The sequence below is a fragment of the Acinetobacter sp. ANC 3929 genome (assembly GCF_000369405.1).
Lineage (GTDB): Bacteria > Pseudomonadota > Gammaproteobacteria > Pseudomonadales > Moraxellaceae > Acinetobacter.
Genome location: NZ_KB849998.1, coordinates 80,567 through 102,280 on the forward strand (window position 1 = coordinate 80,567; position 21,714 = coordinate 102,280).

A 21,714-nucleotide genomic window follows, 5' to 3' on the forward strand; every position below is an offset into this window, starting at 1 on the left:
TAACTGGAAATTAAAGATGAAAAATACAACTCGTTTAAAGTACTCAGCACTTATGCTAAGTATCGCAACTGCCAACGGTGTTGCTGTTGCGTCTGACAAGTTTAATGTCGATCCTTCTATTGCTCAGAAGATGGTAGATGCACTTCAAGAGTCTTCAGCCTTTCTTCAACAAATTAATATGCAGCCAGTTGATGAGCTGGAAGGTGAAGCAATTGGCTTGACTCAAGGTTCAACCATCGCTGGTCGCTCAAACACTAAAGCTGGCACTAAACGTACACCAGTGGATCCAACTGGACTTAAGTCTAATCCATACAAATGCCACAAAACCGATTTTGACGTGGCTATTCGTTACGAAAAATTAGATGCGTGGGCTAAGTTCCCAGACTTTTACGCACGTTGGAAAAAATTTGTTGACCGTGCAATTGCTCTAGACATGATCATGATCGGCTGGAATGGTATAAGTGCTGCTGCCCAGACTGACCGCCAAGCAAATCCACTGCTTCAAGATGTAAACATTGGCTGGTTACAAAAAATCCGTACCAATGCACCTGAACGCTATATGCCTGAAGTTGTTGATGCATCAGGAAAAGTAAAAATCGGTGCAGCAGGTGATTATAAAAACTTAGATGCACTGGTTGTCGATGTTGTCAGCAACTTGATTGGTGAAATCCATCAAGATGATACGGATCTCGTTGTGATCTGTGGTCGTCAATTGCTGAATGACAAAAACTTCCCACTGGTGAATGATGCATCTGATAATACTGATACTTTGGCTGGCCAAGTATTAGTAAGTCAAAAACAAATTGGTGGTTTACCAGCAGTACGTGTTCCATTCTTCCCAGATGATGCACTACTGGTGACTTCACTAGATAACTTATCAATTTACTTCCAAGAAACTGGCAAACGTCGTCAAATTGTTGATAACTCATCACTGGATCAAGTCGAAGAATATCAATCTTCAAATGATGCGTATGTCATCGAAAACTACGAAAAAGTAGGTTTCGTGGAAAACATCGAAATTCTATAAATAGGTGAATTATGTTGAGTCCAGCTCGACGACACCTACTGAAAGCCAAGGCAGCGATTGAAGCTGCCAAGGCTGACGAATTTGGTGGTGTCCGTCCAGACGCAAGCGTCTACCAATTACAACTGACCGAACTGAAAAATGACATCCATGTTTTACGTTCAATCCAGTCTCAAGACAAACGCGCTGAAGCAAAAAAAGAATTGATTCCAAAGCTCATGCCTTATGTGTTGGGTGTCGTTCAGTCAGGCGCAAAAGTTGAACAGGATGAGGTGATCACCACCATCATGCTGTGGTGCTTTGACTGTGGCTTGTTCAATCAAGGATTAAGCCTTGCTGAATATGCTTTAGAACAGAACTTAAAAATGCCTGATTCATTTAGTCGCAGTACTGCAAGTATTGTTGCTGAAGAAATTGGCAATGCTGCTCACAAAACATATCAGGATGGCCAAGTATTTAAACTTGATGTTCTTGAAAAAGCGAACCAATTAACTGCAAATCATGATATGCACGACCAGATCCGCGCCAAATTATATTTGGCAATTGGTCGTACTTTCCTGCAGTTAGATCGTGGATCCGAAGCAGTAGCATTTATCAAAATGGCGATTGCCAAAAATGAAAATTGTGGTGGTAAAACAGATCTTAAAAAAGCTGAAAAGCTCTATAAAGAACAATTACAAAATTCACCTGAACCCATGCTGAATGCAGATGGTTCACAGGTCGTCGATGATCAAGGCAACTTGATGTTTCATCCGACGTAACGAGTGCCCCGCGCCAACCGAGGGGCAGAATTGACGATGTAATGACATTTTTATGTGTAATTACAGACTCAATTCTCCACCCCTCAACTAATTGAGAATGACAATGACCGGACTAATTGCAAACGGCAACCGCAACAATGAAGATGTTGTCATCACCAGTGAAGCATTCTTTCCCGAAATTTCTTCAAAAGCCATTCGTGAAAAATTGCGCTTTGATAGCAGTGTCACCAATGCGCGTTTAATCCCTGCAATTGAATCAGCCATTATTGAAGTGAATGATCAACTCGAATCACTCACATCAAAAGCAGCCACACTTGCTGAACTCAGCACAAAAACCATTACTTCAGGCCCCACGACAAAACCGATCACTGAAGTTTTATATTTCCGTGCCGTTGCTGCAGCTGTTGGTGCTGAACTGAATGAGCAATATCGCGCCTATGACACCACAAACAACGGTGGCCAAAAGGCTGATGAATTGACACCAACAATTGACGACTACCGTCGAGATCTGCGCTTTGCCATTCGTGATTTAAAAAAAATTCGTCGTTTGAATGTGGAGCTGGTCTAAATGAAAACTGTTTATGCCCTTCAAGATGACACTGTTGATGCTATTTGTTGGCGCAATTATGGACATTCATCTGGCGTGGTCGAAGCAGTACTTGAAGCCAATCCACATCTGTCTGCATTTGGTCCATTTCTTCCGATGGGTACCAAGGTTCAGTTACCAGAAATTCAAACACAACAAAATAAAACGCAAAGCATTCAGCTTTGGGACTGAGAACAAAAATATGGCTGAACCAACCACATCAACCACTGTCGCAATTACCGCTTCTGCAGGATTGGTATCACTCCTTCCATTCGTGAATGGTGATGCACTGTTTGGTGCCGTAATTGGTGCGGCATTTTTAGCATTTACCCAAGAATCACTGAGCTATGGAAAACGTATTTTTTCGCTCATGTTATCCGTTGCCCTAGGCTATGCCTTGGCACCTGAAATTTCAAATCGTACAGGTATAAACAGTCACACGGTGATCGCTTGTTTCACCAGTATGTTTGCTTTACCGGTATTGGTCAAAGTCATGACGTGGGTAAATAAATCCACCTTGCATGAAATTTTCACCACAACATCGAAATTCTTTTCGGCCCTATCCAACACCTTTGGAAAGGAGAATAAAAAATGATGCAACTCATGTTGTCGCCATTGGCGCAAACTATTTTTTCAATCATTGCCGTGCTGTGTTATGTGGCATGTGCATTCCGTATTTTATGCTTTGATCGCCTTCATCTGCAGTCTTGTTCATTGCGATTATTCGCAACTGTCTTGATAGGTGCTTTCTTAGCGCAAAGCATTCACATCATTTTCATTAAGGATCCAGTCACGGTATGGGATTCCATCCTTGCTGTATTCCTATTGATCTTTATTTTTCGCAGTAAAGGTAATGTTGTTTCAATGTTACGGAGTACGCCATGAGTATTTTAAAAATCGGTTCCAAAGGTCTTGCCGTCATTGAATTGCAAAAATTGCTTACTAAAGCCGGAATGACAGGCAAAAATAAAAAGCCTTTATCTGCTGATGGTGATTTTGGCGAAAACACTGAATATGCCGTCATTCAATTTCAGAAATTAAAAAACTTGAAAGTGGATGGTTTAGTTGGTGATTACACATTAAAAGCACTGCGCGGTGAAGACACCAGTAAACTTTTAAAAGAAAGTGACTTGATCGCAGGTGCTAAACGTCTAGGTGTACCGGTCATTGTGATCAAAGCGATTGCTGAAGTTGAAACCTTGGGTGAAGGTTATTTGGCAAATGGCAAGCCGAAAATCTTATTTGAACGTCATCGCATGTATTTCTATTTGAATCAGAAATTTGGCAAAACCAAAGCCAATGCTTTGATGGCCAAACATCCAAATATTGTGAACACCAAAACAGGTGGTTATCACGGTGGATCGGCTGAGTACACACGTTTAAGTCAAGCCAAACATCTTGATGAATCATGTGCATTGCAGTCTGCATCATGGGGACGTTTTCAGCTGATGGGTGAAAACTGGAAAGACCTTGGCTATAAATCTGTGCAAGATTTTGTGGCTCAACATGAACAAAGTGAAAGCCTGCAGTTTGAAGCCTTCCTTCGTTACTGTGAAACCAAGTCTGGTGAAGTGGATGACAAACGCTGGAAGCTGATCGATGCATTGCGTCAAGAAAATTGGCATGTAGTTTTTACCCTATACAACGGTAAAAACTATAAAAAACTAGGCTATGACAGCAAGTTTTTACGTGTGATGAATCGCCTCGATCCCAACTATAAGAGTGCTAAAGCAGCATGAAAAAGCCAAATCATTTAAGAGAATATTTGCTCAAGTCGATTCCTGATCTAAGCCCAGATCAGGATCGCTTACTGATTTTTGCGAATCAAGGCAGCCTGCGAAGCACAATGTCAGGTGGCTTTAGTTTTGAGCAGTCATATACGCTCGATGTCATCATCACAGATTATGCTGGTGATATTGATGTGATCGGTGTTGTGCTGTTCACATGGATTGCAGAACATCAATCTGAGCTCATGGCCAATCATGAAAAAGGCAAACAAGCCATAACATTTGAAGCAGAACTCATTGATAACAGCAAATACGATATCAACTTCCAAATCCCACTGACTGAACGTGTCGTTGTGAAAAAGAATGCCGAAGGAAAACTTGAAATGAGTTATCCATCTGAACCGCAATACACACAATTTGAACAGCCAACCAACGTCACACTGACCGACCCATCTGGTCATGAATTGGCATCATGGACCACAACTGAAAAAGAAGGTTGGTCAATGGCATTTGCACCACCAGGTAAAAATCCATGAGTAGCAATGTGCTTGACTTGGCCAATTATCTTCAGCCGTTTTTAGAACGGCTGTCGGTGGGCGAACGTGCAAGACTTTCCAAACAAATTGGACGTGATTTAAGAAAAAGTCAGGGCAAGCGTATTTCTGAACAGAAAAATCCTGATGGTTCAAGTTATACGCCACGACGTAAACGCCTACGTGAACAAAAAGGCAAAATCAAAAGAAAAATGTTCACCAAACTAAAGAACACCAGCAATTTAAAAGTACTCAGTACTGCTGATTCTATTGCCATAGGCTTTGTCGGTCGTATTGCTCGAATTGCACGTGTTCACCAGGAAGGTTTAAAAGATCGTGCAGAAAAAGGTGCACCAGATGTGGTCTATCCAAAACGTGAATTATTGGGTTTTACCGACCAAGAAATTAAATTGGTTGAAGACTTATTTCTAAAACATATCAAACTTTAAATTCTTTCATCTTGTGAAAATAGGTTTATACAACTTTACTCAGCTGAAATGTAGAAACCTATACAGCAAAGTGTTGGCATGAGCGCTGACCTTAATCGTCGTCTTGAAAATCTAATTCGTTTTGGAACCATCAAGACCATCAATCCGTCTAAACCAATTCCACGAGTCATTGTCAATCTTGGCGATATCGACACGCCTGAAATTCGCTGTCTGAATGTCCGTTCAGGTGCAGATTCCACGTGGGATATGCCATCTGAGTCAGAAGAATGTGTTGTGGTATCGCCATGCGGTGAAATTGGTCCAACAAGTTTTGTCTTGTACGGATTTTATAACGATGACCACCCTGCACCATTAGACGATCTCAATCAAAAAATCCGTATGTTTGCCGATGGCTGTGTCATTGCTTATGACGTGTCAGCCCATCATCTGTCTGCAATTTTACCAAGTGGCGGTACTGCTGTTCTGACTGCTGACGGTGGTGTCACTGTGAATGGAAATACCACCATCAATGGTGATTTAACCCTGAACGGCAATCAGACCACAAATGGCAGCACAGTCATCAGTGGCAATCACACTGTGGGTGGAAGTCAGTTGGTGCAAGGATCCAGTCATTCATCGGGTCATTTCAGCACTGAAGATGATGTCACTGCTGGTGACATTAGTCTGAAAAACCATAAAACCTCAGGTGTTCAACCTGGTTCTGGAACTTCTGGAGGACCAATTCCATGATGTCACGTGATCAAGGCGCAATGGTTGCCGATGAGTTAGATCAAATCCGTCAGTCTATCCACGATATTTTGACCACGCCAATTGGCTCACGTGTCATGCGTCGTGAATATGGTTCACTGATTCCACAACTGATTGACGCACCATTTAATGAAATTACGGCATTACAGCTTAAAGCTGCCACCGCAAATGCCATTTTGCAGTGGGAACCACGTGTCATGCCAAATTCAATTTCTTTATATGAATCTGAAGGTGGTCGTCATGTTCTTGATTTAGACCTGACCATGACTTCAAACAATCAAAACCAATCTTTAAAAATCCCATTGGACCTTGGTGCAACTTTATAAGTGATCAGTAAATGGCAAATTCAAATTTAACCGCAATTGATTTATCACAGCTGAATCCACCTGATGTGGTGCGTCAGATTGATTTTGAGACCATTTTAAAAGATGGTCTTGAAGACTTTTATCAGCGTATGGAAGACGTTCAGCCGAACTTTCCGCGTTATCTTGAGTCAGATCCAGCCATGAAGTTGGCAGAAGCATTTGCTTATCGTGAAATGTTGATTCGTAAAGAAGCCAATGAACAAGCATTGGCAGTACTGCTGGCATTTGCGAAAGACAATGATCTGGATCACAAGGCAGCTGAACGAAATTTACAACGTCGAATCATCAGCCCAGCAACAGAAAACTCACCTGAAGTGAAAGAGTCTAACGATTCTTTGCGTAAACGTGTGCAATTAGCACCCGAAGGTCAGACCACAGCCGGAAGTGAAGGTTCATATATTTTTCACGGCTTAAATGCTGATCCACGTGTCAAAGACATTTACCCTTATGCTCCTCTAGATGAAACCGGTAATCCAACTGGTATTTGCAATATTTATGTGCTTTCAAATGAAAGTGATGGTACTGCTCCAGAAGACTTACTTAATGTTGTTAGTGCTGCTTTAAATGCAAAATCAGTAAGACCTTTGACAGATAAACCCATCATTTATTCAGCTTCAATTTTAAATTACAGCATCAATGCTGAGATCTTTATTGATGAAGGTCCAGATGAAAATATTGTCTTAGACAGTTGTTATAAGGCAGCTCAAGAATATACGAAAAAAAGCCATTCATTTAATGACGGCATTTCATTATCAGGGATTTATCAAGCATTGCATCAACCTGGTGTCAGTCGTGTCAATCTGATTTCACCTGCAGGTAACATCGACACATCAATTGGCCAAGTGGCTTTCTGCACTGGCATCAATATTGTGATGGCAACTGCATGAATAAGCTTTTGCCCCCAAACTCCACCAAATTTGAAATGAATTTTGAAGCAGCATTTGCGCGTGTTTCAAATGTTGAAATCAATATTCGCAGTTTCAATGATCCAATGAATGCACCAGTTGAAGTGCTTCCTTGGTTGGCATGGGAACGTTCAGTTGATGTGTGGAATAAAAACTGGTCGGATGCACAGAAACGTCAAGTGATTAAAACATCACTATATAACCATTCGATCAAAGGAACAGTTGAATCGCTTGAAGTCGCTTTAAATTCTTTAGGCTTCCCAGTGATTGTCCAGGAATGGTTCAACATGGTTCCAGCTGGAAAACCATATACGTTCAAGCTTTATATTCAAACCAGCCAAGACAGCGTTTCAGTCACGGATTACAAAGAATTATTAAAAGTCGTTCGTGCTTATAAAAACTTACGCTCGCACCTCGTTGACACCACCGTCATGTTAGAAAGCCCATCCAATTTACAAGTCAATGCCATGACTCAAGCTGGCCATGAATCTGAATTTGTGAAGTCAGCTGGTGGTCTGCATTTAGACGGAACTTGGGCACTAGACGGTACTAAAAAATTGAATGGAGTAGATATGTAATGCCAAATATCCAAGGTCAAAAAAAGTGGTCAGAAATACGTTTGCTTGAAACGCATGAACTTGCGCGTGGTGGTATTAATGGTAACTTAAACGAACAAGCTATTGCCCTTGCTGATCGAACTGAATTTTTAAATCAGGAAAAAGCGAACAAGTCTGAAATTGTGCAAGGTGTTTTTGAATTTGCTACTTATGCTGAATTTAATTCTACTAAAGCGAATTTACCATTGAACTGTACAGTTGTTATTGGTGAAGAAAACACGACTGGTACTGGTACCTGGGGTGTTGGAAATAACAGATGGAATGGATCAACACTAACAAAAAGCAGTTTTGATCCCGTCGAACAAGCGAAGTTATATCCGAACTCAAACCCCTTGTTTAAGTCAAAATCACTCACGAATACTGATGATTTAAATAATATTCTGACTGCTGGATATTACACAGCATTTGGAAACGGTAATACACCAAGTTTAGAAAAGCATTATCCAACAACTCGACCTGGCCATTTACGAATGGATTGGGTTGCAACTGGTTCAACAGGGACAATTGGTTTTCAGTGGTACCAATCAGATTTAGGGGAAATTTATTGGCGCAATACGAATACAATAGGTTCGGCTTGGCTAGCATGGCAGCAGATTCTTAAAAAAAGTGATTTAGATTCAACCGCAATGGTTAAAACTATCGCTGATGGTACTGATTTAAATACGTTAAAGGTTCGTGGGCAATATGATATTTCTCAGGCCAAAGCATCGACGTTTCTGAACTTACCACCTCAAATGATTGAGCAAGAAAATGCCAATGGCGGTGGGACGCTAACTGTTATTAAGAATCCCAACACTTATATAACGCATCAATATTTTGATGGTTATGCGGAGTTCGGCAGTTATTTCCGTTCAATGCTGGGCAATGGCACTTGGACACCATGGATTCAATTGGGTCGTAAAGTTACAAAATATAATTACAAAGACTTAAACAACTTGTTAACTGTTGGTATTCATTCATGCGCTACTAACGTTTTGGATATATACACACATAATTACCCAGCTGCGGATCAATTTCTTGTTGAAGTCATGGTAACTGGTAATATTTATCGTCAAGTTGCTTATCAACGTGCAAACAATACAATTTGGACGCGTAGCTATTGGGGCTCAAACGGCTGGCAACCCTGGGTTAAAATTGCAAGCCAGTCAGACCTGGACTTATTAAATTCCAAAATAGATGCGAATGCAGCCAAAATTGATACAGCTCGCGCTTCCCTAATTTTAGTTGAAGCAATCCGTGCAGACATGGCGAATCCATTAAAGCCAACACGTATTAAATTGATTGGTGACTCGATCACGTGGGGGATGGGTAGTTCGGCTGGGAGCCCAATTGAACCTCGTTATGGCGACCTTTCGGATGTACGAAATACCATCGATACGTCAGTGTCAAAAACGTGGGCAAATTTACTGCGCTCGTGGATAGCAAAAGTGTATGGTGATGGTACGGTGACATCAGATTCAGCAGGCAGTGGTTATACAGTTGTACCTTCGTATACGAAATGGTCTGAAATATATAAAGATGTAAAAATGACGGCTAAAGATGGATCTATTTCATCTGAAGCATCAAAACTTAGCTTTATCTCTTATGCAGGGGTTGCTCAGTTTAACGGCTCATCAATGAATCTTTTAGGACTGAATTACAATAGTTTACGGCCTGTTGAAATGGAATTTACAGTAACATCCGATCATGCCTACATTTGTTATTCTAAACATGCAATCGGGAATGTTGGTGATTCAATAGACGTGTATGTTGATGACGTCTTCCACAGTAATTTCGTGTATTACGATGCGGTTACAGATCACAATGCTCAGTACAAAGTAAATTTTAATACTTTCGGCACGCATAAAGTTAAAATCCGGAATGTGTCTACAGGTACGTTGTCGTATGCAGTCATTTGGGGATTGCGTGTAGATAAACGTATCTATGTTGTAAACGATGGAATAATTGGTTCAACAACCAAGTCTTGGCTTGATAAAAATCTATTTGATGCATCTGTGACATCAGCAGATGATTTTGTATTCATGATGCTTGGCACCAATGATCGTGCAGCGATTGGTGGTCCGGATGGTTATTATAAAAGACTCGGTGAATGTTTAGCGAAAATCAAGGCATTGGCTCCAAGATCGCATGTAATCATTATGAGCTCAACTTTTGCTGCAAATGAAAACACTGGCACTTACAAATTTAATATGCGTGATGTTGATTCATTGTCTAGAAAATTTGCTTTCGCTAATAACCTAAAGTTTATTAGTCATTACACTTATTGCGCTCAAAAACTACTTGATGCTGAATCAATCTGGTCCGATGGATTACATCTAAATGACACCGGAAACCGACTTTATTTTGAAAATATTATTAACAACTTATTCAATAATTAATCGGTGAGAAAATGAACTACAAAACCATTTACACAGCCACTGGCCTTGCCCTCGTTTCTCAGGCCGTCAGCCAGCAACGCACCATCGAACTCACCCACTTCGCTGTGGGTGATGGCCGTGGCAACACCATTGAACCAGTCGAGTCTATGACTCAACTGGTGCGTGAAAAATATCGCGCAACCATTAACCGCATTTATCAAGACCCTGAAAACGAAAATAAATACACCGCTGAAATGATTATTCCAGTGACAGTTGAAGGCTTCGTTGTTCGTGAAATCGCATTATTTGATCGTAATGGCAATATGGTGCTGGTCGGCAATACACCTGAAGTCCATAAACCGACACTTGCAGAAGGTGTCACACAAGATTCGGTTTATCGAATTCCATTTGTCATTTCAAACCCTGAAGTACTTGAACTAAACTTTGACCCGAATGTGATCATTGCTACGCATCAATGGATCCTGAATACGCTGACACCTGCAACCATGTTTCCTGGTGGAACAAATGGTCAGGTACTCAAGAAAAAATCCAATGCCGATGGTGATACTGAATGGGCAGATGCTGGATCAGCTGAAGTATTCGTCAACACCATTGAAGAAGAACAGTCACTTGTGGCTGATCAACTCATTGTCGATCTCAGTACAACCACAACCACTGGTGCTGCTGTTTATATCAATGGCGACCGTATTACCAACAAAGCCGGTGCAGATGGCTGGCTTGCAACCACACCCACACGCATTACTTTAGGCAAAGCTTATCCTGGTGCAAAAATCCTAATCGTTCAGAATGAGCCGCTAGGTGCTGCACCCTACCCATTGGCACAGAAAAACAACTTATCAGATGTACTGAATAAACCTTTGGCACGTCAAAACTTAGGTGTTATGAGTGCAGATGAAGCCAAATTTAATGACTGTCCACCAGGCACAGTTGTCACATTGGCTTCGCAAAATATTCCGACTGGCTATCGTTTATTAAAATGTAACGGTGCAGCATATTCGCGTACTGCTTATGCGGATTTATTTGCAGCAATTGGCACATCTTATGGGGCAGGAGATGGCGTAAATACATTTAACGTGCCTGATGCACGTGGTGAATTTCCACGTTTTGCCGATGACGGTCGTGGTGTTGATGCTGGGCGTGTCGTCGGAAGTAAACAATCACAGCAAGTACTGAAGCATAAACATCACTCTTTGGGTGAAAACTATGTAAACAGCATGTGGCATTTTGGACGCTCTGCTAAAAATGGCTATTTAGGCTCAAATGGTGGTTTAGACCGAGACAACTATCTTTACTACACCAGCGATGGCACTGAATACGATGGCGACAATCCAAACCCAACTGGCACAGTGGGTAATGAAAACCGTCCACGTAACATCGCACTACTTGCCTGCATTCGATATTAAGGAATAGATAATGAATCAGATGACCGTGTATCAAACCAATTATTCTGGGCTGTTTGTCGGTGAAACGGTGGCAGATGAATCGCCACTTGAACCGGGTGTATTTGCCATCCCTGCAGGCTGTGTCGAAACTGCACCACCATCGACGTGGCCAGACGACCAATGGCCACGCTGGAACGGTTTTAAATGGGAACTCATCCAAAAGCCTGAAGTTCAGCAAGCGGTATCACCAGAAGAAAAGCTGGCTGAGTTTTTGGCACAAAATCCCGATGTCATGTCTTTAATTAACGCCAAATAGTTTGTAATTGTATAAACCTAGTTTCACAATTTCCGAAACTTAACACTGCCTTAAACTAATGCAAGCCTGTCTATTGAATTAAAACCTCCAATAACAGGCTTTTTTTATGGCAGATTATCATCACGGTCTGCGTGTCTTAGAAATTAATGAAGGCACCCGACCAATCCGAACCATTGCAACTGCTGTTCAGGGCTTAGTTGCGACTGCAGAAGATGCAGATCCACTTGTATTCCCACTGGATACACCAGTACTACTCACCAACATTCAAGCTGCTGTGGCCAAAGCTGGCACATCAGGCACATTAAAAACTGCACTTCAAGCGATGGCCAATCAAACCAACTCACTTTGTGTGGTGGTTCGTGTGGCAGCTGCTGCAGAAGAAGCTGCCCAAACTGCAAATGTCGTGGGTACAGTGACTGCACAAGGCAAATACACTGGCTTAAAAGCATTACTCACAGCCAAAACCAAGTTGGGTGTTCAGCCACGTATCATTGGCGCACCTGGTCTTGATACTCAAGCGGTAGCCACTGAACTTGCTGTCATTGCACCAAAACTTCGTGCATTTGCTTATGCCTATGCATGGGGATGTCAAACCAAAGAAGAAGTGGTGGCATATCGTGATGCATTTGCTTCACGCGAACTTATGATCATTTGGCCAAACTTTGTGGCGTTTAATGTCGATACAGCACAAACCGAAACCGTTCCAGCGGTGGCATGTGCAATGGGCTTACGTGCCAAGATCGACAATGAAATTGGCTGGCACAAAACCTTATCCAACGTTGCTGTTCAAGGTGTCACTGGTATCGATGCCGATGTCACTTGGGATCTGCAAGACCCTGCGACTGATGCTGGTTATCTCAACAGCAATCAAATCACCACGCTGATTCAACAAGATGGCTTCCGTTTCTGGGGATCACGTACTTGTTCTGACGATCCTTTATTCCCATTCGAGAACTACACACGTACTGCACAAATCATGGCAGATACGATTGCTGAAGCGCATATGTGGGCAATCGATAAACCAATGCATCCGTCATTGGTCACAGACATGATTGAAGGGATCAAGTCAAAACAGCGTGAATGGACACGTCTTGGTTATCTCATGGGTGGCGATTCTTGGTATGACCCTGAGTCAAACAGCAAAGAAACGCTGAAAGATGGTCAGCTCAATATTGACTATGACTATACGCCAGTGCCACCGCTTGAAGATCTTCGTTTCCGTCAGCGCATCACAGACAGCTATTTGGCTGATTTCGCTGCTTCGATTACAGCATAAGGAATTAACGCATGGGATTACCTAGCAAACTCAAGAACATGAACCTTTTCAATGAAGGTGAAAGTTATTTAGGTGAAATCAAAACCGTGGTTTTACCCAAATTAGGTCGTAAAACTGAAGATTACCGTGGTGGCGGTATGAATGGCACAGTCAAAACAGACATGGGTATGTCTGATGATGGCTTGGTGCTTGAATCCACATTCGGTGGTTTAGACCTGCTCACATTACGCCAGTACGGTATGGAAAAGATCGATGGCGTGTACATGCGTTTTACTGGTGCTTATCAGCGTGATGACACTGGTGAAGTCGATGCAGTCGAAGTCGTGGTTCGTGGTCGTCATGAGGAAATTGATGGCGGTGATTCTGAACCAGGTGAAGACACTGAACATAAAGTCGTGACCAACTGTGTTTATTACAAACTGACTGTAAACGGCAAAGTTGAGGTCGAAATTGACATTCTAGGCTTCAAAGAAGTGATTGACGGTGTTGATCGCTTAGCGAAGCAACGTAACGCATTAGGCATTTAAGTTTTCCTACCCTTGCATGAACAACGTTTTGTGCAAGGTTTTTTTAATTTGTCACTTTTTAGGAATGCAGCATGAATACTCAAGACCAAGACAACGTTCAAACCTTGACTGAAGATCAAGCATTGAATCAAAAAGCCATTCAAAATCCAAATGAAGAAACCGTTCAGCTCGAACAGTTCATTCAGTTTGGCGGTACCACAATTACAGAAATCAAAATTCGCAAACCGAATGTCAAAGCACTCAGCGGTGTCAGCCTGCAGGCAATCTATCAACATGATGTCAATGCATTAATCAAAGTACTTCCGCGTGTCACCACACCAGCACTAACAGCACAGCAAGTCCTTGAACTTGATCCAGTCGACTTTGCACAGCTTGGAGGTCACTTGGTCACTTTTTTGTACCCGAAGGATCTGCAGAAAGCGATCAAAGAGGAACAACAATAAAACTGGTCGATGAAGTAGATGAAGCAATTGCAAATATTGCCTGCATCTTTCATTGGCCACCCAGCGCATACGATGACATGGACATTATCGAATTGAGTAAATGGCATCACCTTGCGCTGAAGCGTCACCAAACCAACGTGTAAACGAGTCCACCAATGTCAAAACTAAAATTAGAAGTCCTATTCAACGCTACTGACAAAGTATCTGGACCCATCAAAACAATCATTGGTGGCTCAAAATCTATGGCAGCTGCCTTAAAAAAAACCAATACGGAATTAAAAGATTTAGAGTCACAGCAACGTAAGATTTCAGGCTTTCGTCAACTCACCTCTCAGTCAGAAAAGACAGCACAGTCACTGGCCAAAAACAAAGAGACGATTGCTGAATTAAAACAAGCCTTAAAAATTAATCCTGAAGCACAGGAAACCGTGACTGCTTTGGCACGTGCTGAAGCTGCACATAAACGCCTGATGGCAGTACAAAAAAGCCAAAGTAAAGAACTGACTGGCATGGCACAGGAGTTCAACAAAGCTGGCATTCAGATGGATCGGCTCAATGAAGAAGAATCGGATCTCAAAAATAAGATTCATCTGACCACCATGGAGCTGAACAAACAAAAAGAAGCCTTAGGCAAACATGAAGAAGCCCAGAAGAAATACGAAAAGATGCAGGCACGAATGGGCAAAGCCAATGAAATGGCAAAAAAAGGTCTGATGATTGCCGGTGCTGGTGCTGCATCACTAGCAGTACCAGTCAAAATTGCCATCGATTATGAGTCAGCCATGGCAGACGTGGCCAAAGTCGTGGACGGTTTAAAAGATGAAGCCGGCAAAATCACACCAGCTTATACAACCATGTCCAATCAGATCCTTGAAATGACCACACGTCTACCGATGGCAGCCAAAGACATTGCAGCCATTGTTGCTGCTGGTGCTCAGTCAGGTATTGCTAAAAATGAATTACTTGGCTTTGCTGAATCGGCTGTAAAAATGGGTGTGGCCTTTGATATTACGGCAGATCAAGCTGGTCAAAGCATGGCAGAAATGCGTGCAGCATTCAGAATGAATCAACCTGAAGTGGTTGCATTGGCAGATAAAATCAATTTATTAGGAAATACAAATAACCAGAATGCACCAAAAATTATGGAAGTCGTTCAGCGGATCGGTGCACTGGGTGAAGTTGGTGGTTTTGCTGCAAGTTCAGTTGCTGCCATGGCTGCATCTTTGACCGCTGTTGAGCCAGAAGTAGCGGCAACAGGGATCAAGAATATGATCCTTGCCTTGACCAAAGGTGAATCAGCCACCAAAGGTCAATCAGCTGCATTTAAAAAGCTTGGTCTGGATAGTGTTCAAGTATCTAAAGACATGCAAAAAAATGCCGAAGCAACTGTGGCCAAGGTCATCGAGGGCATTCAAAAACTCGAAAAACATGAACAGGTGGCGATTACCAATGAACTGTTTGGCTCTGAAGCTTTGCCTATTGTGATGCAGTATTCGCAAGGTTTGGAACTACTAAAAACCAATCTTGATGCAGTATCAAATGCCAGTAAATATGCTGGATCGATGGAAGCTGAATATGCATCACGTGCTGCAACAACAGCCAACAATATTCAATTGGCCAAGAACCACATGGCAGCCTTAGGCATCACCATTGGTAATGTTCTATTACCTGGTGTGAATTCTATGATTGGCAGCTTTAATGGTGTCATGAGTGCCGTTCAAAAATGGTCACAGGCGAACCCTGGTCTGTCATCTGGTTTAGTCAAAATTGCGATTGGTGCCATTGCCATTGTGGGTGGTCTGTCTGCCCTATCGATTGGCTTAATTGCTGTTTTTGGTCCAATGATGATGGTCGGTCGCGCATTTGGTGTAGTCGCTATGGCAGCACGTGCCATGAGCATGGCTTTACTCACCAACCCAATTACATGGATTGTACTTGCCATTGCCGGTGCTGCATTCCTGATTTATAAGAACTGGGCACCCATTTCAGCATTCTTTGTTGGCATCTGGACAACTATCAAAACAGCATTCAATGGTGGCATTCGTGGCATTTCTGCACTGATTGTCAACTGGTCCCCAATTGGTCTGTTTTACATGGCATTTGCAAAAGTACTGTCATGGTTCGGTGTAGATCTGCCTGCCAAGTTCACCGGCTTTGGTGCCATGATTTTGGAAGGACTCAAAAACGGTATTTTATCCAAGGTCAATGCCGTCAAAGATGCCATCACCGGTGCTGTCAGTGGTGTCATTGATAAAGCCAAGGGCATTCTAGGCATTCATTCTCCTTCACGTGTCTTTATGGGTATTGGTGGCTATACCATGCAAGGTATGGCCAACGGTATTGCCAATGCAAACAACTTACCAGTGGCAGCAACCACCACCGCCACGCAAGGTGTAGTCGACACAGCCGTCAAAACAAAACCAGTCAAACCAATCTCAATGGGTGGCGGATCTGCAAAGTCATTCGTCAGCAATGACACGATTAATATCACTATCCAAGCCAAAGATGGTTCTTTCGTGAAAGGTACAGCTGAAGCCTTGCGTCAAGAATTACAACGTGTAGTTCAAGAAGAACAAAACGCAAAACGTAAATTTTTAACAGACACGGAGTAAAGACACATGATGATGGCTTTGGGCATGTTCGTGTTTTCACTACGCACAGCCTCATATCAAGAATTAAAACGTGTCACCAACTGGCGACATCCGTCCAATAGTCGTGTTGGTGCTGCACCTGCTTATCAGTTTGTGGGCAAGGGTGAAGATACCATCACCCTGCAAGGGGTGATTTATCACGAGATCACCGGCAGTCGAAACACTTTGGACATCGTGCGTCAAATGGGTGACACCGGTAAAGCCTATACCCTCATTGAAGGCACAGGCAAAATTTATGGCTTGGTCATCATCAATGACCTAGAAGAAGGTAAAACTTTTTTCTTCAAAGATGGTGCAGCACGTAAAACAGAATTCACCATCAAACTGACCATCGTTCGCGACTGGCAACCGAGCATTCTGGGCACACTGGTTGGCATGGGCATTGGTGCATTGAATAGGATCTTGTAATGCTGAATCAGGTTTTGAATGTCGCAAATAACGCCATCAATGCGTACGATAAATTAACTGAATACCCAACGCCCATTTTTCGTGTTGAAGTGGATGGTGTCGATATCTCACCGCAAATGGCCACACGTTTAATGTCGCTGACAGTTAAAGATAATCGTGGCTTAGTTGTTGACACTGTAGACATTGAACTCAGTGATACCGACGGCATGTTATCTATCCCACCGAAAGGTGCAAAAATTCAGGTGTGGTTAGGTTGGTCCAATACCGGTTTATTTGATAAAGGCGTGTATAAGGTTGAATCGACTTCACATCGTGGTGCACCAGACGTGCTGTCCATTTCTGCCATGGCCAATGACGTATCTGAAGGTTTAAAACAGAAGCGTGAACGCAGCTGGAATAATCAAACCATTCAACAAATCTTTGACAAGATCGGTGATGAATATGAACTCAAAGTCATAGTTCATGAAAAATTTGCATCCAAAGTCATCAAGTACATTGCTCAGAATGAATCTGATGCCAATCTCATTACTCGAATTGCCGATGAACAGGATGCAATTGCGACAGTGAAAAATGGTCATTTGATTTTATTGCCACGTGGTGCCAGCCAAACGGTTTCAGGTTTAGCTTTGCCACGCAAAATCATCACCCGGGATAAAGGCGATCAGCACAACTATACCAATGGTACCGGTACCGACAACATCACTGGTGTCAAAGCCTATTACTATGCAGACAACAAAGCCAAAAAACTGCATGTCTTTGTAGGTGACAGTGAAGACAACTTAAAAGAAATTCGCTATGTGCATCGGGACAAGACCACTGCAGAATTGGCAGCCAATGCCGAATACAACCGCTGCAAACGTACTGCACAAAAGCTGACTTATGCTTTAGCCAAAGGAGATCCAACGCTTATCCCAGAACAGGAATTTGAGTTCAATGGATTAAAACCTGAAATTGATGACATCGTTTGGTTAGGGACCAACATCACTCATACATTAAATGACAGTGGCTTGACCACTTCGGTTGAATTAGAAGTGCAGCTGCCCGATGCAGATGACGTGTCGACCTTGTTTGAAGGCAGGGAAGAAAAAACGGAAGAAGAAAAGCAAGCCAAAAAGAAAAAACGCACAGGTAAAAATTATGCCGAATATACCGGTGTAATCGCGTATTACAGTGAAGGTGGCAAGTCCATCAAACTGACCTCTGGTGATCAGTCTAAACCTTTAAAACTTACGCATATTTATAAATCTAAAAAGACTGCGACCAATGCCTTAAAACGTGAACAGGCAAAAATTGATAAATATAAAAAATCAAAATAAAAAAAATCCCGACTCTGGGGTGAAGTCAGGATGAAATGGGTCTAATTAAAATAACGATATTCAATAACATTTACAACATAAACTTTCGATATATCGTAATTTTGTTGTATATTCGTATGAATAAATTTTGATCCAAAGGTGCAATATGTCTAGACCTTCACGTACTAAATGCCCCCATTGCGGTTCAAGTTTTCCCATCCGAAACAGTGTCGAATTAAATCCACTTTTACGACGTTTTCATGCTCAGTGTTCAAATGTTGAATGTGGCTTTACAGCACAAGGTTTTTTTCAGATTGAATTTGAACTTTCACCCTCTGGTATACCTAATCCAGAAATAAACCTCCCCCCTTCTCCACATAAAAATAAAAATTCACAGGTCTCACGTGTCTAAAAAATTCGATATCGCCCAACAAAATCAATTGGATCAAGTTCACGTGGTACCACGTGACTACAGCACACCATCACTATCTGAATGTGAACAATGCGGTAATGACATTCCACCAGAACGCCAGAAGCTGGGTGGTGTCACGCTATGTATTGAATGCAAGACCAAAGAAGAACATCATGCCAATCGTTATCGCTGATTCATCAGATCCAATCGAATGCCCCTGCCCTGAATGCACATCACAGGATTAAAAAAAATGGATAAAACAAAAATTGAGATCAACAATATAACAATTCAACATGCCAAGAAAATTATCCTGGCACACTCTAAAAAAGGCGAACGCTATATTTTGGACAATATTCAGGGATATCTCAGTGCTCACTGGGAACACACACCGACACATCAACAAATCATCGCACGTGTTTGGGATCTTGAGTTGATCAAAAGTAATTTAATCAATCAAGGTGCATATATAGACTGGGAAAATTACCAGTATGTACTTAACCACTTTGCTGAACTAAATAAAGACAATCGATCTATTTCACAAATACTCAGTCAAGGCATGAAACAAGTCGTGACAAGTTGGACAGATGCTTTTCAAGCATTAGCCGATGCATTAAAAAAGTTCGGAATTTAAGGATAAAACTATGTGGCTCTATCCATTTTTAGTTGGTGCCCTACTTGGCGTAATGTTCAGTGCTTTATTATTTCTACACACAGTAGGATGGTTTTAAAAAAACGGTTATAATAACAACAGGATGACAGCATATTGCTGGGTGTACAGGCTTGATACATTTTCAGACATCCTTTAAAGGCCCCACATGGGGCTTTTAATTTATATAGAGGGCATCCCATGAAAAAATTTATAAGTGCATTATGTGCAGCATTTCTATCTGCATGCAGCAGTACACCAGAATATAAAACAGTGGAAGTCACAGCAGATCAGTTTGGGGATAAATGGCCACTGACTGTGGATAAAGGCACCCTACACTGTGAACCACCAACGCGCATTGTATTTACCGCACCTGATGGTCAGAAGTATGGTGTTAATGGAACAGCTTCACTAGACTATGTCACGATTCTTGAAATTACCAAAGATACAGAAAATATGGGATACAAATTCAAAATGAGTCCAAATATCCTCATTGATGAAGGTATGAAGCTTTGTGAGTCAGCGAAATAATAAAAAGCCCCTTTGGGGCCTTTTATTAATCAATTAAAATATATTTACCTCTGAACAAGGGTTCTACTTTTTCAATTATTTCTTGGGCTAAAATTATTCTTTCCGGATTATTAAGCAAGTCATCTGCATAAAAAACAAAAATATGTCCTTCTTGCTTAACATCACTAATCACCAGGGTTTCATCATCTTCAATAAGCTTATCTACTTCTGCATTTACCAGTTCCAGTAATTGTTTCTTAGTTATAGCTTGCATCCTTTTACCTCTCATTTTTTATAAAGTCACTTGACGCATAAACTGATTCACTGATACAGTTTCAATACTACAGCAAAATCTGTAGTCAGGCCTAGGAAACCTGAAATATTTGATCTAAGGCGCAAATAAAGTCGCGCAAGCGGCTGTTTTTTTGCGTAAAATTCGGCTATGCCTTTTATGGCAGGCTGGATTGGGCAGCTTCGCGCTGGCCGTTACTTAGATCACGGTTTTCCTAGCCTTGTCCAGTCTGTCACCATTACCCTAGGAAAGTGATGGTTTCAGGTTTAAAACTTGATCTAAGGAAAAGCCATGACTTCATTCGCTTTAACAGCATCCCCTACCCTGAATTTAGATTGGGTTAATGTCATCAATAACCAGGTGATGACCACTTCTCATAAAGTCGCACAGGCATTTAATAAAAATCACCGCGACGTACTTCGTAAAATCTCAAACCTTGATTGTTCACCTGAATTTACATCAGCGAACTTTTGCGCTCATGTTCAAGACATCACTATTGGTAATGGTGCAAAGCGTGAATCTAAATACTACGAAATGACCAAAGATGGCTTTATGTTCCTGGTCATGGGTTTCACTGGTAAAGAAGCTGCACGCATCAAAGAAAGCTATATTAATGTCTTTAATCAAATGGCCCAGCTGCTCCAGCAACAGCAAAATACTTATCAGCCGGACATTTTGGATATGGCAGAACGTATGACCATTCCAGAAATGGCGCGCGTCACTCAACTGGATCGCATGACCATTACCCAGTTTCTGGCTCAAAACTATCAGTTAAAGGCCCAGCATTCATTAACTGAAGATGTCATGCAAACATTGCAGCAATTCTGGCTAGCAGTAAAAATCATTTCTGGGATTGTCCAGGTCAATCACAGCAGTATAGAAAATGAAATTGCTTTGAACCTGAAACATCTGTATCGGGTCGCGTCCCAACTAAAACATAAGTTACCACCCAAACAGTTTATGTTTAAAATCCTACGACTTTCAGTCAATCCATTATTTATCAAAATCCAGACTATTCATCGGTCATCAATATTTCATAAGCCTACTAAGGTATGGCGATTTAGACAGCAAATAAGCTCACCGACTGTTTCTTATTTAAATTCACCATCAAGTAAAAAATAGTGGTGTGTTTGGATTAGAAAACGTACAAAAATCCACTTTTAGACAAGTACAGCCGTTGTAGGCTTTTAAACATTCAGATTAAATAACCATAAGGCCCATAGCTGGAGGGAATATGAATACACAATCCAATAACGATGTTCACGAAGAAATTTTGATTAACCTGATTGAGTTAGATCATCGTTTAAGCTTTTTAAGCAAAGTTGAAGTTTCCAGTGGGGAAGTTTTAAAACGCGAAGAATTAAACGCTTTGTTTGGTTCATTTAGCAGGGATATGAAAAAAATTATCGATTCTTTTCAAAGTATCGTTTAAAAGAAAGCCCTCATTTTGAGGGCTTTTTTATA

30 protein-coding genes are annotated in these 21,714 nt (G+C 41.7%); 29 read left to right on the top strand and 1 reads right to left on the bottom strand.

From position 1 onward, the window contains the following. Positions 1 to 16 precede the first annotated feature (16 nt). From F909_RS15895 to F909_RS15775, 27 genes are all read left to right on the top strand, one after another. Entirely contained in the window at positions 17 to 1,027 is a 1,011-nt protein-coding gene (locus F909_RS15895) for a phage major capsid protein, P2 family (RefSeq protein WP_005146646.1), read from the top strand. An 11-nt stretch (positions 1,028 to 1,038) separates the two neighbouring features. Then, positions 1,039 to 1,785 (top strand): phage terminase small subunit, encoded by a 747-nt coding sequence (gpM, locus tag F909_RS15890; RefSeq protein WP_005146648.1) that lies wholly within the window; start codon positions 1,039 to 1,041, stop codon positions 1,783 to 1,785. Between the two features lie 103 nt (positions 1,786 to 1,888). Beyond that, a complete protein-coding gene (locus F909_RS15885) occupies positions 1,889 to 2,353 on the top strand; it encodes a head completion/stabilization protein (protein WP_005146650.1) in 465 nt (154 codons plus the stop codon). Continuing rightward, on the top strand, positions 2,354 to 2,563 hold the full coding sequence (locus tag F909_RS15880; RefSeq protein WP_005146652.1) for a tail protein X: 210 nt from the start codon (positions 2,354 to 2,356) through the stop codon (positions 2,561 to 2,563). Between the two features lie 10 nt (positions 2,564 to 2,573). Beyond that, positions 2,574 to 2,966 (top strand): putative holin, encoded by a 393-nt coding sequence (locus F909_RS15875; protein ID WP_005146654.1) that lies wholly within the window; start codon positions 2,574 to 2,576, stop codon positions 2,964 to 2,966. Then, positions 2,963 to 3,256, top strand: coding sequence for a phage holin family protein (locus F909_RS15870; RefSeq protein WP_005146656.1), 294 nt, complete (start codon positions 2,963 to 2,965; stop codon positions 3,254 to 3,256). Before F909_RS15875 ends, F909_RS15870 begins: the two co-directional genes overlap by 4 nt. Further along, on the top strand, positions 3,253 to 4,110 hold the full coding sequence (locus F909_RS15865) for an N-acetylmuramidase domain-containing protein (protein WP_005146657.1): 858 nt from the start codon (positions 3,253 to 3,255) through the stop codon (positions 4,108 to 4,110). Before F909_RS15870 ends, F909_RS15865 begins: the two co-directional genes overlap by 4 nt. Continuing rightward, positions 4,107 to 4,634, top strand: a complete 528-nt coding sequence (locus F909_RS15860) for a phage tail protein (RefSeq protein ID WP_005146660.1) — start codon at positions 4,107 to 4,109, stop codon at positions 4,632 to 4,634. The genes F909_RS15865 and F909_RS15860 overlap by 4 nt, the downstream gene beginning before the upstream one ends. Then, the gene (locus F909_RS15855; protein ID WP_005146662.1) at positions 4,631 to 5,080 is read left to right on the top strand and encodes a phage virion morphogenesis protein; all 450 of its coding nucleotides are present in this window, start codon (positions 4,631 to 4,633) and stop codon (positions 5,078 to 5,080) included. The genes F909_RS15860 and F909_RS15855 overlap by 4 nt, the downstream gene beginning before the upstream one ends. Positions 5,081 to 5,158: 78 nt before the next feature. Beyond that, complete coding sequence (locus tag F909_RS15850) at positions 5,159 to 5,809, top strand: phage baseplate assembly protein V (protein WP_005146665.1); 651 nt, start codon at positions 5,159 to 5,161, stop codon at positions 5,807 to 5,809. After that, on the top strand, positions 5,806 to 6,153 hold the full coding sequence (locus F909_RS15845; protein ID WP_005146667.1) for a GPW/gp25 family protein: 348 nt from the start codon (positions 5,806 to 5,808) through the stop codon (positions 6,151 to 6,153). Before F909_RS15850 ends, F909_RS15845 begins: the two co-directional genes overlap by 4 nt. A gap of 11 nt (positions 6,154 to 6,164) precedes the next feature. Further along, a complete protein-coding gene (locus tag F909_RS15840) occupies positions 6,165 to 7,079 on the top strand; it encodes a baseplate assembly protein (RefSeq protein WP_005146669.1) in 915 nt (304 codons plus the stop codon). Further along, positions 7,076 to 7,675 (top strand): phage tail protein I, encoded by a 600-nt coding sequence (locus F909_RS15835; RefSeq protein ID WP_005146671.1) that lies wholly within the window; start codon positions 7,076 to 7,078, stop codon positions 7,673 to 7,675. Before F909_RS15840 ends, F909_RS15835 begins: the two co-directional genes overlap by 4 nt. After that, positions 7,675 to 10,092, top strand: coding sequence for an SGNH/GDSL hydrolase family protein (locus tag F909_RS15830; RefSeq protein WP_005146673.1), 2,418 nt, complete (start codon positions 7,675 to 7,677; stop codon positions 10,090 to 10,092). Before F909_RS15835 ends, F909_RS15830 begins: the two co-directional genes overlap by 1 nt. A gap of 11 nt (positions 10,093 to 10,103) precedes the next feature. Then, a complete protein-coding gene (locus tag F909_RS15825; protein WP_005146677.1) occupies positions 10,104 to 11,495 on the top strand; it encodes a phage tail-collar fiber domain-containing protein in 1,392 nt (463 codons plus the stop codon). Between the two features lie 10 nt (positions 11,496 to 11,505). After that, complete coding sequence (locus F909_RS15820; RefSeq protein ID WP_005146683.1) at positions 11,506 to 11,790, top strand: hypothetical protein; 285 nt, start codon at positions 11,506 to 11,508, stop codon at positions 11,788 to 11,790. A gap of 106 nt (positions 11,791 to 11,896) precedes the next feature. Then, on the top strand, positions 11,897 to 13,066 hold the full coding sequence (locus F909_RS15815) for a phage tail sheath protein (RefSeq protein ID WP_005146685.1): 1,170 nt from the start codon (positions 11,897 to 11,899) through the stop codon (positions 13,064 to 13,066). Between the two features lie 11 nt (positions 13,067 to 13,077). After that, entirely contained in the window at positions 13,078 to 13,593 is a 516-nt protein-coding gene (locus tag F909_RS15810; RefSeq protein WP_005146686.1) for a phage major tail tube protein, read from the top strand. Positions 13,594 to 13,664: 71 nt separating this feature from the next. Continuing rightward, positions 13,665 to 14,036: a phage tail assembly protein gene (locus F909_RS15805; RefSeq protein ID WP_005146687.1), complete on the top strand. Its 372-nt coding sequence runs from the start codon at positions 13,665 to 13,667 to the stop codon at positions 14,034 to 14,036. Positions 14,037 to 14,071: 35 nt separating this feature from the next. After that, a complete protein-coding gene (locus F909_RS20705; RefSeq protein WP_228129391.1) occupies positions 14,072 to 14,179 on the top strand; it encodes a GpE family phage tail protein in 108 nt (35 codons plus the stop codon). A 12-nt stretch (positions 14,180 to 14,191) separates the two neighbouring features. Continuing rightward, positions 14,192 to 16,648 carry a phage tail tape measure protein gene (locus F909_RS15800; protein ID WP_005146688.1) on the top strand — a complete coding sequence of 819 codons (2,457 nt, stop codon included), beginning with the start codon at positions 14,192 to 14,194 and terminating at the stop codon, positions 16,646 to 16,648. 6 nt (positions 16,649 to 16,654) lie between these two features. Further along, positions 16,655 to 17,095 carry a phage tail protein gene (locus F909_RS15795; RefSeq protein ID WP_005146692.1) on the top strand — a complete coding sequence of 147 codons (441 nt, stop codon included), beginning with the start codon at positions 16,655 to 16,657 and terminating at the stop codon, positions 17,093 to 17,095. Next, positions 17,095 to 18,411 carry a contractile injection system protein, VgrG/Pvc8 family gene (locus F909_RS15790; protein ID WP_005146693.1) on the top strand — a complete coding sequence of 439 codons (1,317 nt, stop codon included), beginning with the start codon at positions 17,095 to 17,097 and terminating at the stop codon, positions 18,409 to 18,411. The genes F909_RS15795 and F909_RS15790 overlap by 1 nt, the downstream gene beginning before the upstream one ends. Before the next feature lie 145 nt (positions 18,412 to 18,556). Then, positions 18,557 to 18,802, top strand: a complete 246-nt coding sequence (locus F909_RS20710) for an ogr/Delta-like zinc finger family protein (protein ID WP_005146694.1) — start codon at positions 18,557 to 18,559, stop codon at positions 18,800 to 18,802. Further along, positions 18,795 to 18,995, top strand: a complete 201-nt coding sequence (locus tag F909_RS15785) for a TraR/DksA C4-type zinc finger protein (protein WP_005146695.1) — start codon at positions 18,795 to 18,797, stop codon at positions 18,993 to 18,995. Before F909_RS20710 ends, F909_RS15785 begins: the two co-directional genes overlap by 8 nt. Before the next feature lie 57 nt (positions 18,996 to 19,052). After that, a complete protein-coding gene (locus F909_RS15780) occupies positions 19,053 to 19,433 on the top strand; it encodes a hypothetical protein (RefSeq protein ID WP_005146697.1) in 381 nt (126 codons plus the stop codon). Positions 19,434 to 19,649: 216 nt separating this feature from the next. Further along, the gene (locus F909_RS15775) at positions 19,650 to 19,979 is read left to right on the top strand and encodes a DUF2511 domain-containing protein (RefSeq protein ID WP_005146698.1); all 330 of its coding nucleotides are present in this window, start codon (positions 19,650 to 19,652) and stop codon (positions 19,977 to 19,979) included. 25 nt (positions 19,980 to 20,004) lie between these two features. On the opposite strand, the gene F909_RS15770 is transcribed toward F909_RS15775, so the two are convergent. Continuing rightward, positions 20,005 to 20,232 carry a hypothetical protein gene (locus F909_RS15770; protein WP_005146700.1) on the bottom strand — a complete coding sequence of 76 codons (228 nt, stop codon included), beginning with the start codon at positions 20,230 to 20,232 and terminating at the stop codon, positions 20,005 to 20,007. Between the two features lie 309 nt (positions 20,233 to 20,541). Here F909_RS15770 and F909_RS15765 point away from each other — a divergent pair, with 309 nt between their 5' ends. Together F909_RS15765 and F909_RS15760 are read left to right on the top strand one after the other, a co-directional pair. After that, positions 20,542 to 21,372, top strand: a complete 831-nt coding sequence (locus tag F909_RS15765) for a Rha family transcriptional regulator (protein ID WP_005146702.1) — start codon at positions 20,542 to 20,544, stop codon at positions 21,370 to 21,372. Positions 21,373 to 21,484: 112 nt separating this feature from the next. Next, positions 21,485 to 21,682: a hypothetical protein gene (locus F909_RS15760; protein ID WP_005146704.1), complete on the top strand. Its 198-nt coding sequence runs from the start codon at positions 21,485 to 21,487 to the stop codon at positions 21,680 to 21,682. Positions 21,683 to 21,714 lie beyond the last annotated feature (32 nt).